At 75.2% G+C, this 15235-nt stretch carries 12 protein-coding genes, 1 pseudogene and 1 riboswitch; of the genes and pseudogenes, 10 read left to right on the forward strand and 3 right to left on the reverse strand.

All coding sequences use genetic code 11. The features are described from left to right. The first annotated feature begins 48 nt into the window (after nucleotides 1-48). Nucleotides 49-1182, forward strand: coding sequence for a hypothetical protein (locus BM223_RS24390; protein WP_075018750.1), 1134 nt, complete (start codon nucleotides 49-51; stop codon nucleotides 1180-1182). On the opposite strand, the gene BM223_RS24395 is transcribed toward BM223_RS24390, so the two are convergent. Genes BM223_RS24395 through BM223_RS24405 form a run of 3 tightly spaced genes read right to left on the reverse strand, consistent with a single transcriptional unit; the run spans nucleotide 1130 to nucleotide 4181 of the window. Beyond that, nucleotides 1130-2320 (reverse strand): bifunctional RNase H/acid phosphatase, encoded by a 1191-nt coding sequence (locus BM223_RS24395; RefSeq protein ID WP_052138794.1) that lies wholly within the window; start codon nucleotides 2318-2320, stop codon nucleotides 1130-1132. The genes BM223_RS24390 and BM223_RS24395 overlap by 53 nt on opposite strands. Further along, nucleotides 2320-3063, reverse strand: a complete 744-nt coding sequence (locus tag BM223_RS24400) for a zinc ribbon domain-containing protein (protein WP_038679909.1) — start codon at nucleotides 3061-3063, stop codon at nucleotides 2320-2322. The genes BM223_RS24395 and BM223_RS24400 overlap by 1 nt, the downstream gene beginning before the upstream one ends. Then, nucleotides 3060-4181, reverse strand: a complete 1122-nt coding sequence (locus BM223_RS24405) for a Nif3-like dinuclear metal center hexameric protein (RefSeq protein WP_038679911.1) — start codon at nucleotides 4179-4181, stop codon at nucleotides 3060-3062. The genes BM223_RS24400 and BM223_RS24405 overlap by 4 nt, the downstream gene beginning before the upstream one ends. Before the next feature lie 39 nt (nucleotides 4182-4220). Further along, nucleotides 4221-4391, forward strand: a riboswitch (cobalamin riboswitch). 58 nt (nucleotides 4392-4449) lie between these two features. Between BM223_RS24405 and BM223_RS24410 the strand changes: the two genes are divergently transcribed. From BM223_RS24410 to cobBC, 9 genes and pseudogenes are all read left to right on the forward strand, one after another. Then, complete coding sequence (locus BM223_RS24410) at nucleotides 4450-5286, forward strand: nitrite reductase (RefSeq protein ID WP_038679913.1); 837 nt, start codon at nucleotides 4450-4452, stop codon at nucleotides 5284-5286. Beyond that, a complete protein-coding gene (locus tag BM223_RS24415; RefSeq protein ID WP_038679915.1) occupies nucleotides 5283-5948 on the forward strand; it encodes a precorrin-8X methylmutase in 666 nt (221 codons plus the stop codon). Before BM223_RS24410 ends, BM223_RS24415 begins: the two co-directional genes overlap by 4 nt. Next, nucleotides 5945-7483 carry a precorrin-3B C(17)-methyltransferase gene (cobJ, locus tag BM223_RS24420; RefSeq protein WP_038679917.1) on the forward strand — a complete coding sequence of 513 codons (1539 nt, stop codon included), beginning with the start codon at nucleotides 5945-5947 and terminating at the stop codon, nucleotides 7481-7483. Before BM223_RS24415 ends, cobJ begins: the two co-directional genes overlap by 4 nt. Beyond that, nucleotides 7471-8667: a precorrin-6y C5,15-methyltransferase (decarboxylating) subunit CbiE gene (gene cbiE / locus BM223_RS24425; protein WP_052138795.1), complete on the forward strand. Its 1197-nt coding sequence runs from the start codon at nucleotides 7471-7473 to the stop codon at nucleotides 8665-8667. The genes cobJ and cbiE overlap by 13 nt, the downstream gene beginning before the upstream one ends. Continuing rightward, nucleotides 8664-9422 (forward strand): precorrin-4 C(11)-methyltransferase, encoded by a 759-nt coding sequence (cobM, locus tag BM223_RS24430; protein ID WP_174823557.1) that lies wholly within the window; start codon nucleotides 8664-8666, stop codon nucleotides 9420-9422. Before cbiE ends, cobM begins: the two co-directional genes overlap by 4 nt. Further along, entirely contained in the window at nucleotides 9419-11464 is a 2046-nt protein-coding gene (locus tag BM223_RS24435; RefSeq protein ID WP_038679919.1) for a VWA domain-containing protein, read from the forward strand. The genes cobM and BM223_RS24435 overlap by 4 nt, the downstream gene beginning before the upstream one ends. Next, on the forward strand, nucleotides 11461-12093 hold the full coding sequence (bluB, locus tag BM223_RS24440) for a 5,6-dimethylbenzimidazole synthase (protein WP_038679921.1): 633 nt from the start codon (nucleotides 11461-11463) through the stop codon (nucleotides 12091-12093). Before BM223_RS24435 ends, bluB begins: the two co-directional genes overlap by 4 nt. Further along, nucleotides 12086-12667, forward strand: coding sequence for a cob(I)yrinic acid a,c-diamide adenosyltransferase (cobO, locus tag BM223_RS24445; RefSeq protein WP_038679923.1), 582 nt, complete (start codon nucleotides 12086-12088; stop codon nucleotides 12665-12667). Before bluB ends, cobO begins: the two co-directional genes overlap by 8 nt. Further along, nucleotides 12661-14977: pseudogene (cobBC, locus tag BM223_RS30265) on the forward strand (bifunctional hydrogenobyrinic acid a,c-diamide synthase/histidinol phosphate aminotransferase CobBC). Before cobO ends, cobBC begins: the two are co-directional and overlap by 7 nt. The last annotated feature ends 258 nt before the right edge of the window (nucleotides 14978-15235 follow it).

A 15235-nucleotide genomic window follows, 5' to 3' on the forward strand; every position in this document is an offset into this window, starting at 1 on the left:
TGTGGAGAGGCTGACGCACGGATCCTGTGATCGGCGGATGCTCTCCGCATGGAGCTCCACCTCAGCCGGCCGGGCGTCGTCGTACCGGCGCGTGTCGACCCTGACGGCAAGACCGGCCCGACCCGCGGGCAGATCCGTGGGCCGTCCTGGACCAGGGTGGCGCCCGGGCTGTACCGGCCGGACGGCGTGGCCGACACCGTGGCCCAGCGGATCGTCGAGGCGGTCGCCGCGCTTCCCGACGGCGGCGCGGCCACGGGCTGGGCGGCCCTCCACTGGCTCGGCGCCCGCTGGTTCGACGGTGTGGACGGCGACGGCGCTCCGCTGCCCGTCCCGGTCGCCGTCGGTGACCAGCACGTCCGGCGCCGGCGCCGGGGCGTCGTCGTCTCGGAGGACTGGCTACTGCCCGGCGACGTCACCGTCGTCGACGGTCTGCCCATCACCATCCCGGTCCGGTCGGTGACCTACGCGGCGCGGGTCGCGAACGGCGAGATCGAAGCACTCCGGGCGATCGAGATGGCGGCGTACGACGACCTCGTCAGCCTCGCCGAGCTGCGGGACTACACCGCTCGGCTGATCAGCCGCCCCGGCAAGGTCCGGCTCCAGCGGGCGCTCGACGTCGCGGAGGAGAATGCGTGGTCGCCGATGGAGGTCGTCATGCGGCGCTTCTGGCAGGAGCGCCGGGCGCGGCCGTTGATGTGCAACGCGCCGGTGTTCGACCTGACCGGCCGGCATCTCTTCACGCCCGACCTGCTCGACGTCCGGGCGGGGGTCGCCGGCGAGTACGACGGACGCGTGCACGAAGAGGGTCGGCGACGCAGCCGGGACCTCGAGCGCGAGGAGCTGGCGCGCCGCCTGGGCATCGAGGTCGTCGTCATGATGGCGGGCCGGGGTGAGCAGCAGCGGTTCGAGCGCCGTCTCGACAGCGCGTACGAGCGACAGCGGGCCCGTCACGGTGACGGCCCGCGGCGCTGGACCGTCAGGCAACCACCGGGGTGGGTCGACACCTCGACCGTCGATCAGCGACGAGCGCTCAGCCTGGCCGACCGCGAACGCTGGCTGGCCCACCGTCGTACCGGACAGAATGGTCGTGAAATCGCCTGGTCCACGACCATTTTGTCCGGTACGACGGTCACCAGCGGCCGGTGTCGCGGAGGGTCCGGCGGCCGGGCGCGAGCGCGTTGAAGAACCTCATCGAGCCCTTCTGCTCCCCCGTGCGCGGGTCGGCGTAGAACGCCAGCACCGAGACGGCGGCCGGGGCGAGCTCCATGCGGAAGAGCGTCTCGAGCGGGGCGTCGAGGGCGTGCGCGACGAGGGTCTTGATCGGCGTCACGTGGCTGACCAGGACGACGGTCCGGCCGGCGTGCTCGGTGAGCAGGCGGTCGAGGCCGGCCAGGACGCGCTCGCGGACGGCGACGAACGACTCGCCGCCCGGGGGTGCGGAGGCCATGTCGGCGAACCAGGCGTCGAGGCGGGCGCGGTCGCGCTCGGCGACCTCGGTGAAGGTGAGGCCGTCCCACTCGCCGAACTCCATCTCGGCGAAGCCGGGCTCCTCGGCGACGGGGAGGCCGAGCTCGGCGGCGATGATGTCGGCCGTCTCGCGGGTACGACGAACGGGCGAGGCCACGACCACGTCGATGCTCTCGCGCAGCTCGGTGAGCCAGGCCGCGACCTCGGCGGCCTGGGCGCGGCCCTCGTCGGACAGCGACGGGTTGTCGCCGCCGAGTCCTCCGGAGAACCGGCGGCCGGTGGTGTGGGGGGTGACGCCGTGGCGGACCAGGACGATGGTGGTCGGCTGGCCGGGCCCGGTCGAGGGCGAGGACGCCTCTTCGGCCGCGGACTCCGGCTCGTCGGGGATGCCGTCGCCGGGCACGCTGCTCCCGGGGCTGTCGGCCACCGTGACGCCCTCGCGGACGCCGTCGAGCGCCTCGTTGGCGAGCCGGTCGGCGTGGGAGTTCTCGGCCCGCGGCACCCAGGTGTACGTCGTCCCGGCGGGCGCGATCGCCGCCGCCTCGGCCGCGAGGGTGCGCATGTCGGCGTGCTTGATCTTCCAGCGCCCGGACATCTGCTCGACGACGAGCTTCGAGTCCATGCGCACCTCGACGGACGCGCCCGGCGCGTGGTCGACGGCGAGCTGCAGGCCGGCGACGAGGCCGCAGTACTCGGCGACGTTGTTGGTAGCGATGCCGAGCGTGCGGGCGTCCTCGGCGATGACCGCACCGGTCGCGGCGTCGCGCAGGACGGCGCCGTAGGCGGCCGGACCGGGGTTGCCGCGGGACCCGCCGTCGGCCTCGACGACCACCCGGCGGGGCGCGGCGGCCACTAGATGCCGCTCTCGGGCGTGCGGACCAGGATCCGCTGGCACTCCTCGTGGCGCAGCACGACGTCGGCAGGCGTCGCCCGGATGTCGGAGAGCTCGCCGGCGTCGAGGCTCAGCTGGCAGCCGCCGCACTGGCGGGCGCGCAGCGCGCCGACCGCGACGCCGCCCTTGCTGGCGCGGAGCTTCTCGTAGAGCGCGACGAGGTCGGCGGGGAGCTCGGCCACGATCGCGGCCCGGCCGGCGGAGACGGACGCGATCTCGGCGTCGATCACGGCGGTCTTCTCGTCGCGGGCGGTGGTGAGCACGCCGAGGCGGGCGTCGAGGTCGTCGATGGCGGCGGTGAGCTCGGCGAAGCCGGACTGGGCCTCCTCGAGCTGCTCCATCACCTCGAGCTCCTCGTCCTCGAGCGTGGAGATGCGGCGCTCGAGGGACGCGAGCTCGTGCTGCATCCGCTCGAGGTCCTTGGGGTTGCTGATCGCGCCGGAGTCCATCCGGTCGCGGTCGCGGGTGCGGCGCGCCTTGACCTGCTCGACGTCGGCGTCGGCCTTGGCCTGGGCCGCGGCGAGGTCGTCGACGACGATCCGCTGGTCGCGCAGTCGCCCGTCGACGTCGGCCCGCTTGCCGAGGAGGTCCTTGATCTCCGCGGCCTCCGCGGGGTTGCTGCGCTGGTGGCGCAGCTGGTCGACCTGGGAGTCGAGCGCCTGCAGGTCGAGCAGGCGGAGCTGGGCTGCGGGATCGGCGTTCACAGGTGCATTGTCCAAGGATCGGTGACCGCCGCGCTCACCCGGGTCTCCACGGCGTCGCCGAGGGCGGCGCGCAGGCGCTCGGCGAGCACCGGAAGCCAGGTCCACTCAGCCGCCCAGTGGGCGACGTCGACGAGCGCCGGACCGCCCTTCTCGACGAACTCCGCGGCCGGGTGGTGACGCAGGTCGCTGGTGACGTAGACGTCGACGTCGAGGCCCGCGACCCGGTCGAGCAGGAAGTCGCCCGCTCCCCCGCAGACCGCGACCCGCTTGACGGGACGGTCCGGGTCGCCGGCGACGCGGACGCCGTGGTGGGTCTCGGGCAGCGCCTTCTTGACCACCTCGGCGAAGTCGCCCAGCGTCGTCGGCGCGACGACGCCCACCCGGCCGGTGCCGGTCTCGGCGAGCGCCGGGTCGGCGAGCTCGACGACGTCGTAGGCCGGCTCCTCGTAGGGATGCGCGGCGAGCATCGCCCGGACCACGGCCGGGCGCAGGTCGCGGGCCAGGACCACCTCGATGCGCACCTCGTCGACGGTCGCGAGCTCGCCGACGGTGCCGATCATCGGGTTCGCGCCGTCGAGCGGCCGGAACCGGCCCTCGCCGGGCGCGCTGGTGAAGGAGGCGAAGTCGTAGTCGCCGATGCGTCCCGCGCCGGCCTCGGCGATCGCGGCCCGGACCGGCGCCGCGGCGTCGTCGGGGACGAAGACGGTGAGCTTGTCGAGCGCCTCTTCGGGCGCCGGCAGGATCGGGCGCAGCTCGCCCAGCCCGAGCGCGACGGCGAACGCCTCGGAGACCCCGCCGAGCGCCTGGTCGGCGTTGGTGTGGGCGGTCAGCAGCGCGCAGTCGGCCTTGAGCAGGGTGTGCAGCGTGCGCCCCTTGGGCGTGGTGGCGGCGACGCCGTGCACGCCCTTGAGGAAGAGCGGGTGGTGCACGATCAGCAGGTCGGCCTTCCAGTCCGCGGCCTCGGCGGCCACCGCGGGGGCGGGGTCGACGGCGAGCAGGATCTTCTTGACCGGCTGCTCCGGATCGCCCGCGACCAGCCCCACGGCGTCCCAGCTGTCGGCCGTGGCGGGTGGGTACCAGCCGTGGACCAGGTCGGTGACGTCCTTGAGGGAGGGCATGCCGGCCAGGCTACCGAGGACGGGCGACAGAACCGGATTGCTAGAGTGACCGGCGCCAGCGAAGGGAACCCGGTGCGAGTCCGGGACTGACGCGCAGCGGTGTGGGTGACGGGCGGAGCACGATGTCACTGGATCTCCTCGGAGATCTGGGAAGACGTTCCGAACCGGGAGATCCCGAGTCCGAAGACCTGCTGGCCCTTGCGACCGAACCGTCGCGAGGTCGATGTGGGGCGATCGCGAGGAGCCCCGGCCTCGAAGGACTCCACCCATGGCTCGCAGCCGTCCGGACCGGTGCCCGGGCATCGTGCACCCCTGGCCCGCCGACGACGGCGGGCTGGTCCGGGTGCGCGTCCCCGGCGGCCGGGTCCGGCTGAGCGCGCTGCGAGCGCTCGCCGCCGTCGCCGAGCAGTACGGCGACGGGCGGGTCCGGCTCACCGGCCGGGCCAACCTCCAGGTGCGCTCCATGCCCCTCGACGCCGACGGCTCGCTCGCGCCGCCGGCGCTGGCCGCGCTGGAGGCGACCGGGCTGCTCCCCTCGCGCTCCCACGACCGGGTCCGCAACGTGCTGGTCTCGCCGCAGACCGGGCTCGCCGGAGGCCGGGCGGACCTGCGACCGGTGCTCGCCGCGCTCGACACGCTGCTGCTGGCCGACCCCGCGCTCGCCGCGCTGCCGGGCCGGTTCCTGTTCACGCTCGACGACGGGCGCGGCGACCTCACCGACAAGCACCTCGACCTGGGCCTGGTCGCGCTCGACGCCACCACCGCCCAGCTGCGGGTCGGCGAGCAGTGGGGCGCGGTGGTCGGCCTGGCCGACGCACCCGCCGCCCTGGTCGCGCTCGCCCGGGACTTCCTGGCCGCCCGCGGCGCCCGGCCCGACGCGCCCTGGCACGTCCCCGAGCTCGCCCGCCCGCTCGCTCCACCCGTCCCCGCCGCCGCCGGCGCCACTGTCGCGACCGGACCGCTCCCCCTCGGGCCGGTCGCGGGCGGCCGGCACGTCGCCGTACCCGACGACGGGCTGGACCCGTCGACCATCGCCAGCTGGACCGCACCCACCGTGATCGTCACGCCATGGCACGGCGTGCTCATCCCCGAGGAAGCCGCATGACCGAACTCACCGCTCCCCCGCGTCGCTACGACTACATCGCCGACGGACCGGCGATCTACGTCGACTCGTTCGCGACGATCCGCCGCGAGTCCGCGCTCGACCGGGTGCCCGCCGAGGCCGAGAAGGTCGCGGTGCGGATGATCCACGGCAGCGGGCAGACCGACCTCGTCGACGACCTGGTCATCCACCCCCGCCTGGTCCCGGCCGCCCGGGCCGCGCTGAACTCCGGGGCGCCGATCCTGTGCGACGCGCGGATGGTCGCGATGGGCATCACCGCCGGCCGGCTGCCGGCCGACAACCCGGTGCACTGCTTCCTCACCGACGAGCGCGTCCCCGCGCTGGCCCGGCAGTGGTCGACGACCCGCACCGCGGCGGCGGTCTCGCTCTGGGAGCCCTACCTCGACGGCGCGGTCGTCGCCATCGGCAACGCCCCCACGGCGCTCTTCCACCTGCTCGAGACGATCCTCGACGGCGGCCCGCGCCCCGCCGCGATCGTCGGGTGCCCGGTGGGCTTCATCGGTGCCGCCGAGTCCAAGGACGCGCTCGCCGCCTTCGCCGACGACCACGGGATCGACATCCCGTTCGTCACCGTCCGCGGCCGCCGGGGCGGCTCGGCGATGGCGTCGTCGGCGGTCAACGCACTGGCCCAGGAGGAGGAGTGACCAGCACCCGCGGGCGCTTCCTCGTCGTCGGCATCGGCCCCGGCGACCCCGAGCTCATCACCCGCAAGGCCGAGCGGCTCATCGGCGCGGCCCCGGTCGTCGCCTTCCACGCGGGGGTCCGCAAGGAGTCGCACGCCCGCCGGATCGCCGCGGACCTGATCCCCGCCGAGGCGATCGAGGAGGAGCTGCGCTACCCGGTCACCACCGGCGCGACCGACCACCCCGGCGGGTACGTCGGCGCGCTGGCCGACTTCTACGACGAGTGCGAGGCCAGGCTGGCCGCGCACCTCGACGCCGGCCGCGACGTCGTCCTGCTGGCCGAGGGCGACCCGCTGTTCTACGGCTCGTCGATGTACCTCGTCGACCGCTTCCGCGACCGGTTCGACGTCGAGGTCGTCCCGGGCGTGCCCGCGTTCGCCGCGGCGACCGCGACCGTCCCCGCGCCGCTGGTGCGGCAGAACGACGTCCTGACGGTGCTGCCGGGCACGCTCCCCGAGGCCGAGCTCGCCCGCCGTCTCGCCGACACCGACGCCGCGGTGATCATGAAGCTCGGGCGGACCTTCCCTGCCGTCCGATCCGCGCTCGCCCAGGCCGGCCGCCTCGACGGCGCGCTGTACGTCGAGCGCGCGTCGCAGCCCGAGGAGACCTGGCTTCCGGTCGCCGAGGTCGACCCCGCCGCGGTGCCGTACTTCTCGCTGATCGTGGTGCCCGGCGACTCCGCGCGGCCCGCCACCCCGGCCCGGATGCGGACCGGGGCGCTGGCGCCCGAGACCGTGAGCGAGGAGAACCCCGCCGCCGCGGAGCTGCTGGTGATCGGGCTCGGTCCCGGTCCGGACGGCTGGCTCACGCCCGAGGCGTCGGCAGCGCTGGCGGAGGTCGACCACGTCGTCGGCTACGCCCCCTACGTCAACCGCGTCCCCCAGCGAGCGGGGCTGCAGCGGCACGCGTCGGGCAACACGGTCGAGGTCGACCGGGCCCGGTTCGCGCTCGACCTGGCGCTGCGCGGCGAGCGGGTCGCCGTCGTCTCGGGCGGCGACGCGGGCGTCTTCGGCATGGCGGCCGCGGTCTTCGAGGCGGCGGCCGACCCGGCGCACCCGGAGCACGCCGGCGTCCCGGTGCGGGTGCTGCCCGGCGTGAGCGCGGTCCAGGCCGTCGCGGCCCGCGCGGGCGCGCCCATCGGCGCGGACTTCGCCGTGGTGAGCCTCTCCGACCGGCTCAAGCCGTGGGCGGTCGTCGAGCGCCGGCTGCGCGCGATCGCCGAGGCGGACCTCGTGCTCGGCATCTACAACCCGGCCTCGCGGTCGCGGCGCGAGCAGGTCGTCGCGATGCAGAAGACGCTGCTGGAGCACCGCTCCCCCGACACCGTCGTGGTCGTCGGCCGCGACGTCGGCCGGGCCGAGGAGTCGTTGACCGTCACCACGCTCGGAGCGCTCGAGACCGACAGCATCGACATGAAGTGCCTGCTCATCGTCGGCGCATCGACCACCCGCGTGGAGCCCGACGGCACGGTCTGGACGCCGCGATGGGTGGACTGACCCCCGTGCTCACCGTCGTCGGCATCACCGCCGACGGTCACCTGCCGCCCGCGGGCCGCGCGCTGGTCGGCCGGGCCGAGGTGCTGCTGGGGGGCGAGCGCCACCTCGCGCTGGTGCCCGCCGTCCCCGGGCAGGTGCGCCGGCCGTGGCCGCGCCCGATGGCCGCACTGCCGGACGTGCTGCGCGAGCACGCCGGGCGCACGATCGTCGCCCTCGCGTCCGGCGACCCCCTGGTGTCGGGGATCGGGACGACGCTGATCCGGATGCTCGGCACCGACGCGGTGGCCGTCGTACCGGCGGTGTCGTCGGTCGCGCTCGCCCGCGCCCGGATGGGCTGGTCCGCGGAGGAGTCCGCTGTCGTGACGCTGGTCGGCCGCGACGCCGACGCGCTGCGCCGCGAGCTCGCCCCGGGACGCCGGCTGCTGGTGCTGTCGTCCGACGAGACCACGCCTGCCGCCGTCGCCGCGATCCTCGACGAGGCGGGCTTCGCCGGCACCGCGATCCACGTCCTCGGCGACCTGGGCAGCGACGACGAGACCCACACCCGCTATCCCGGACCGGTGCCCCGGCTGCACGTCCTCGCCCTGGAGGTGGCCGGCACCGGGCTCGCGTCCTGGGCCACGGGCCTGCCCGACGACGCCTTCGAGAACGACGGCCAGCTCACCAAGCGCGACGTCCGCGCCAGTGCGCTGTCCCGGCTCGCGCCGGTCCCCGGCGCGCTCCTGTGGGACGTCGGCGCGGGCGCCGGCTCGGTCGCGATCGAGTGGCTGCGCGCGCACCCGCTCACGAGCGCCGTCGCCGTCGAGGCCGACCCCGAGCGAGCCGCCCGGATCGGCCGGAACGCCGCCCGGCTGGGCGTTCCGCGGCTCGACGTCGTCACCGGGCGAGCACCCGACGCCCTGACCGGACTCCCCCGTCCCGACGCCGTGTTCGTCGGCGGCGGCGCGACCGCGCCCGGCCTTCTCGACCGGTGCCGCGACGCCCTCGCACCCGGCGGCCGGCTCGTCGCGCACGGCGTCACGCTCGAGACCGAGCGGCTGCTCGTCGACGCCTTCCACGCCCACGGCGGCGAGCTCACCCGGCTCGCGGTCGAGCACGTCACCCCCCTCGGCGGACGGTTCACCGGGTGGACGCCCGCGCGCGCCGTCGTGCAGTGGGCCTGGACCAAGGAGCACCTGCAGTGACCGTGCACTTCGTAGGCGCCGGTCCCGGCGCCGCCGACCTCATCACGCTGCGTGCCGCGCGGCTGCTCGGCGCTGCCGACGTGGTGCTCTACCCCGGCACCTACCTCGACGCCGAGGTGCTCACCCACTGCCGGCCCGGCGCCGACCTGGTCGACACGCAGGACCTCGACCTCGACCGGATCACGGCGCGGCTGGTCGCGGCGCACGCGGCCGGCCAGGACGTCGTCCGGCTGACGTCGGGCGATCCCTCGCTCTACTCGGCGCTGCACGAGCAGACCCGGCGGCTCGACGCGGCCGAGGTCCCGTGGGACGTGACGCCCGGCGTCCCGGCGTACGCGGCGGCCGCGGCCGTGGTGGGTCGCGAGCTGACCGTGCCGCTGGTCGCGCAGTCGGTCGTGCTGACCCGGACCCAGGCGCGCTCGACCGCGATGCCGGCGACCGAGTCGCTCACCGCGTTCGCCGCCACCGGCGCGACGCTCGTGCTGCACCTGGCGATCACCCGGACCCGGGCGCTCATGGCCGAGCTCGCGGCCCACTACGGCGAAACGTGCCCGGTCGCTGTCGTCGCGCGCGCGTCGCAACCCGACGAGCTCGTGCTGCGCGCCACCGTCGGCACGATCGCCGACCTGGTCGAGGAGGCCGGGCTGCGCCAGGCGGCCGTCATCCTCGTCGGCCCCGCCCTCGGCTCGGCGTCGGACGCCGAGTCGTACCTCTACTCCACCGAACGTGTTGCTCGAAAGGAGCGCCTGCGATGAGCCAGCAGTTCCCGTTCAGCGCGGTCGTCGGGGCCGACGGCCCGGACGGACCGGACCCGATGGCCCTCGCGCTGATCCTCACGACGATCGCGCCCGACGTCGGCGGCGTCCTCGTGCGCGGCGAGAAGGGGACGGCGAAGTCGACGATCGTCCGCGCCCTCGCCGCCGTCCTGCCGCCGATCGACGTGGTCGCCGGCGACCGCTTCTCGTCCGACCCGCGCGACGCGGGCCTGTCCCCCGACGGTCCCTTCGGGCCCGACGTGGCGGTCGAGACCCGGCCGGTCCGGCTCGTCGAGCTGCCGGTCGGTGCCACCGAGGACCGGGTCCTCGGCTCCCTGCACCTCGAGCGCGCGCTCGCCGAGGGCAAGGCCGAGTACGAGCCCGGGCTGCTGGCCCGTGCACACCGCGGCATCCTGTACGTCGACGAGGTCAACCTCCTCCACGACCACCTGGTCGACCTCCTCCTCGACGCCGCGGCCATGGGCCGCGCGACCGTCGAGCGCGACGGCGTCTCCGTCGAGCACGCCGCGCGCTTCGTCCTCGTCGGCACGATGAACCCCGAGGAGGGCGAGCTCCGCCCGCAGCTCCTCGACCGCTTCGGGCTCACCGTCGAGGTCGCCGCGCCGCGCGAGCCGGCCCTGCGCGCCGAGGTGGTCCGCCGCCGGATGGCGTACGACGCCGACCCCGCCGCTTTCGCCGCCTCCTACGCCGAGGCCGAGGCCGCGCTGCGCGCGCGGATCGCGGACGCCCAGGCGCTCGTCGGCTCGGTCCGGCTCACCGATGCGGGACTGCTCAAGATCGCCGAGGTCTGCGCCGCCTTCGACGTGGACGGCCTGCGTGCCGACATCGTCACCGCCCGGACCGCCGTCGCCCACGCCGCCTGGTCCGGGCGCGCCCAGGTGACCCTGGATGACATCCGGGTCGCGGCGCGGCTCGCGCTGCCGCACCGGCGCCGGCGCAAGCCGTTCGACGCGCCGGGGCTGGACGAGGAGCTGCTCGAGCAGGCGCTCGGCGACGAGGACGACCTGCCGCCCGAGCCCGAGCCCGAGCCGGACGGTCCCGAGCCGGACGGTCCGGCCCCCGAGGACGGCGGGCCCGGCGCCGATGGCGACGCCGGCGATCCCGAGACGGAGGTGCCCCCGCCGCCGGTCCCGCCGAGCAGCACGGACAGCACCGACAGCATCAACAGTGCCGACGGCGCCGGCAGCGCGCCCGCGCCGAGCAGCGTCGCACCGACGGGTGCCACCTACCGGACCCGGCTGCTCACCGTCCACGGCGTCGGCACCGGCACCGCCGGCCGGCGCAGCCGGGCGCGCACCACCAACGGCCGACGGATCGGCGCCACCACGCCGCGGCCTGGCCAGGGCGGCGCGATCCACCTGGTCGAGACGATCCGCGCCTCCGCGGGCCACCAGCGGGTCCGGGGCCGCGCGGGCAGCGGCCCGCTCGTGCTCCGGCCGGCCGACCTGCGGGTGGCCGTCCGGGAGGGGCGGGAGTCCAACCTCGTCCTGTTCTGCGTCGACGCGTCCGGCTCGATGGCCGCGCGGCGGCGGATGGAGCAGGTGAAGACCGCCGTGCTCAGCCTGCTGCTCGACGCCTACCAGCGCCGGGACAAGGTCGGCCTGGTGACGTTCCGGGGCGCCGAGGCGGCGGTCGCACTGCCGCCCACGCACTCGGTCGACGCGGCGGCGCAGCGGCTCGAGGAGCTGCCGTCCGGCGGCCGGACGCCGCTCGCCGAGGGCCTCCTGGAGGCCGCGCACCTGCTCTCCGTCGAGCGCACCCGCGACCCGCAGCGCCGTCCGCTGCTCGTCGTGGTCACCGACGGGCGCGCGACGTCGGGCGCCGACGCGGTGGCCCGATCCCGCATGGCTGCGGGGCTCCTGGCCGAGTCCGGGGTGACGTGCGTGGTGGTCGACTGCGAGTCCGGTCCGATGCGGATGGGGCTCGCCGCAACGCTCGCCGAGCACCTCGGCGCGGAGCACGTCCCGATCGGCGAGGTCAGCGCCGAGGCGCTGGTCGACGCCGCCCGGAGAGCGGCATGACGGCCGCCCTGTACGACGTCATCGCGCGCCGCCGCGACGTCCGGGCCGAGTTCACCGGCGCCGCCGTCGCCGACGACGTGCTGCTGCGCGTCCTCGACGCCGCCCACCGCGCCCCGAGCGTGGGGATGACGCAGCCCTGGGACTTCGTCGTGGTGCGCGATCCCGCGCTGCGTCGCACGTTCCGCGACCACGTGACGTCCGAGCGCGAGGTCTTCGCGGCCTCGCTCCCGGAGGAGCGGCGCGCCACCTTCGACAGGATCAAGGTCGAGGGGATCTGCGAGTCGTCGCTGGGGATCGTCGTCACGCACAGCCAGGCACGCGGCGGCACGCACGTCCTCGGGCGGCACGCGATCGCCGACGCGGGGCTCTACTCGACCATCCTCGCCATCCAGAACCTCTGGCTCGCGGCGACCGCCGAGGGCCTCGGCGTGGGCTGGGTCTCCTTCTACCGCGAGGAGTTTCTCCAGTCCCTGCTGGGGATTCCCGCCGACGTACGACCCGTCGCCTGGCTGTGCCTGGGCACCGTGAGCCACCTCGAGACCGTCCCCGACCTGGAGCGGCACGGCTGGCGCTCCCGCCGGCCGCTGGCGGAGGCGATCCACCACGACACCTGGAGGAACCATGCCTGAGGGCAAGCCGCTCGTCGTACCGGACGACGGGCTGACCACCCGCCAGCGCCGCAACCGGCCGCTCGTGATGGTGCACACCGGCGACGGCAAGGGGAAGTCGACCGCAGCCTTCGGCCTGGCGCTGCGTGGCTGGAACCAGGGCTGGAACATCGGCGTCTTCCAGTTCGTGAAGTCCGCGAAGTGGCGGCTGGGCGAGCAGACGGCGTTCGAGAAGCTCGGCATCGAGTGGCACAAGATGGGCTCCGGCTGGTCCTGGTCGCGAAAGGCCGGCTCCGAGGACGACCACGCCGCGGACGCCGCCGAGGGCTGGGCCGAGATCAAGCGGCGGATGGCGGCGGAGACGCACGACCTCTACCTGCTCGACGAGTTCACCTACCCGATCAACTGGGGCTGGGTGTCGATCGACGACGTCCTCGAGACGCTGGCGAACCGGCCGGGCCACCAGCACGTCGTCATCACCGGGCGGCGGGCCGACCCGCGGCTCATCGAGGCGGCCGACCTCGTCACCGAGATGACGAAGGTCAAGCACCCCATGGATGCCGGGCAGAAGGGCCAGAAGGGCATCGAGTGGTGACTCCGCTCCCCCGGATCGTCGTCGCCGCGCCCGCCACCGGGCAGGGCAAGACGACCGTCGCCACCGGCCTGATGGCCGCGCTGGCGGCCGCCGGGCACGCCGTGAGCGGCCACAAGGTCGGGCCGGACTACATCGATCCCGGCTACCACGCGCTGGCCTGCGGCCGGCCCGGGCGCAACCTCGACCCGCACCTCGTCGGGGAGTCGCTCGTCGCGCCGCTGCTGCTGCACGGTGCGCGGGACGCCGACGTCGCGGTGGTCGAGGGCGTGATGGGCCTGTACGACGGGCGGATCGGCGGTTCCGGCTTCTCCTCGACGGCGCACGTCGCGGCACTGACCCGGACGCCCGTCGTCCTCGTCGTGGACATCTCCCGCTCGACGCGCTCGATCGGTGCCGTCGTGCACGGGATGGCGACCTGGGACCCCACGGTCTCGGTCGCGGGCGTGATCCTCAACCAGGCCGGCTCTCCGCGTCATGCCGAGGAGGTGCGGTCATCGATCTCGCTGCCGGTGCTGGGGGTGATCCCGCGCGACGCCTCGATCGCGACGCCGTCGCGGCACCTGGGCCTCGTCACCGCAGCCGAGCGCGGCGAGTCCGCGGCGGTCGTCGAGCGGCTCGCGGCGGTCGTCACGGAGCACGTGGACCTCGACGCGGTGCTGGCGCTCGCCCGATCCGCACCGGCACTGGATGCGTCACCGTGGTCGCCGCCGGTGACCTCCTCCGGGTCGAGGAAGCGTGTCGCGGTCGCGGCCGGCCGCGCCTTCACCTTCCAGTACGCCGAGACCGCGGAGCTGCTGGCCGCGCACGGGTGCGACGTCGTCCCCTTCGACCCGGCGCTCGACCCCGCGCTTCCGCCCGGGACGGCCGGGCTCTACCTGGGCGGCGGCTTCCCCGAGGTGCACGCCGCGGACCTGGCCGCGAACACCCCCTTGCTGGCGGAGATCCGGGACGCCGTCCGGGACGGCCTGCCCACGGTCGCCGAGTGCGCGGGCCTGCTCTACCTCTGCCGCTCGCTCGACGGCGTGCCGATGGCGGGCGTGCTCGACGCCGACGCGGCGATGACCCCGCGGCTGACACTGCGCTACCCGACAGCCACCGGCGCGGCCGGCACCCTGCTCACCCGGGTGGGCGAGGAGGTCACGGGGCACGAGTTCCACCGCACGACGGTGACGCCCGGGGTCGGCGCGACGCCGGCGTGGACGGTCGAAGGCACGGCAGTGGGCTTCGCGTCGGCGAGCCTGCACGCGTCGTACCTCCACACGCACTGGGCAGGACATCCCCAGCTGGCCGAGCGCTTCGCCGCGGCGGTGCACGGTGGCTGACCCCCTCCGGCACCACGGCGACGTCGAGGCCCGCGGCGCCGAGCTGGACTTCGCCGTCAACGTGTACGACGGCCCGCGCCCCCCTTGGCTCGACGCCGCCCTCCTCGCCTCCCTGTCGGACGTCGGCACCTACCCGTCGGCCGACCGCGCGCAGGCCGCCGTCGCCGCCCACCACGGCCGGCCCCTCACCGAGGCGCTCGTGACCGCCGGTGCGGCGGAGGCGTTCACGCTCGTGGCCCGGCTGCGGGCGTGGCGCCGGCCGGTCGTCGTCCATCCTCAGTTCACGGAGCCCCATGCGGCCCTGGAGCAGGCCGGGCACACGGTGACCCCGGTGATCCTGCCGCCGCCGTTCGAGCTCACCGCGGCCGCCGTACCGGACGACGCGGACCTGGTCGTCGTCGGCAACCCGACGAACCCGACCGGCGTGCTGCACCCGGCGGCCGCCGTCCGTGCGCTGCTGCGGCCGGGCCGCCTGGTCGTCGTCGACGAGGCGTTCATGGACTGCGTCCCCGGCGAACCCGAGTCGCTCGCCCCCGAGCGCCTCCCCGGCCTCCTCGTGATCCGCTCCCTCACCAAGCACTGGGGCATCCCCGGCATCCGCGCCGGCTATGTCATCGGCGACCCCGACGTCATCACCGGCCTCGCCCGCACCCAGACCCCCTGGTCCATCGCCACCACCGCCGCCGCCGCCATCGAGGCCTGCCTCTCCCCCCACGCCCAGCACGAGGCCCACCGCCGCGCCCGCACGATCGAGGACTGGCGCCACCACCTCGAGCAGGGCCTCACCCACCTCGGCATCCCCCACCTCCCCTCCTCCGCCTCCTTCGTCCTCGCCCAGCCGGGGACCGGCGTCCACGAACGCCTGCGGGCGCGCGGCATCGCCGTCCGCCGGGCGGACACCTTCCCGGGGCTGGACGGGACGTGGGTGCGGGTCGCCGTACGACCTCGGGAGATGACGGACCACCTCCTCACCGCCCTCCGCGGCTAGCGCTCAGGACCGCCGGGACCAGTTATCGACGGTCTGCGCACAGCGGTGGTGCCGGCAGCGGGGCGGGGTTAGTTTCCGAGAGCGCCTGGTCCGGGCGCGGTCTCTCGGGAGGACCGTGATGGGTCGAGTTCGTTGGTCGTGGTGGGTGGGTCGTGCGCGCGCACGGTGGCGCGCTTGCGTGGTGGCGCTCGCCGTCGTCCTGGCTGGGGGTGGGGTGTCGGGGTGTGACGGCGGCTCGGCTTCGCCTTCGCCTCCCGT

This window comes from Pimelobacter simplex (assembly GCF_900114845.1).
Lineage (GTDB): Bacteria > Actinomycetota > Actinomycetes > Propionibacteriales > Nocardioidaceae > Nocardioides > Nocardioides simplex.

What these genes read in the sequence shown, in the direction of transcription:
- BM223_RS24390 (WP_075018750.1), top strand. Translation starts at nt 49, where the DNA reads ATGGAGCTCCACCTCAGCCGGCCGGGCGTCGTCGTACCGGCGCGTGTC.
- BM223_RS24405 (WP_038679911.1), bottom strand. Translation starts at nt 4,181, where the DNA reads ATGCCCTCCCTCAAGGACGTCACCGACCTGGTCCACGGCTGGTACCCA.
- BM223_RS24410 (WP_038679913.1), top strand. Translation starts at nt 4,450, where the DNA reads ATGGCTCGCAGCCGTCCGGACCGGTGCCCGGGCATCGTGCACCCCTGG.
- BM223_RS24415 (WP_038679915.1), top strand. Translation starts at nt 5,283, where the DNA reads ATGACCGAACTCACCGCTCCCCCGCGTCGCTACGACTACATCGCCGAC.
- cbiE (WP_052138795.1), top strand. Translation starts at nt 7,471, where the DNA reads ATGGGTGGACTGACCCCCGTGCTCACCGTCGTCGGCATCACCGCCGAC.
- BM223_RS24435 (WP_038679919.1), top strand. Translation starts at nt 9,419, where the DNA reads ATGAGCCAGCAGTTCCCGTTCAGCGCGGTCGTCGGGGCCGACGGCCCG.
- bluB (WP_038679921.1), top strand. Translation starts at nt 11,461, where the DNA reads ATGACGGCCGCCCTGTACGACGTCATCGCGCGCCGCCGCGACGTCCGG.
- cobO (WP_038679923.1), top strand. Translation starts at nt 12,086, where the DNA reads ATGCCTGAGGGCAAGCCGCTCGTCGTACCGGACGACGGGCTGACCACC.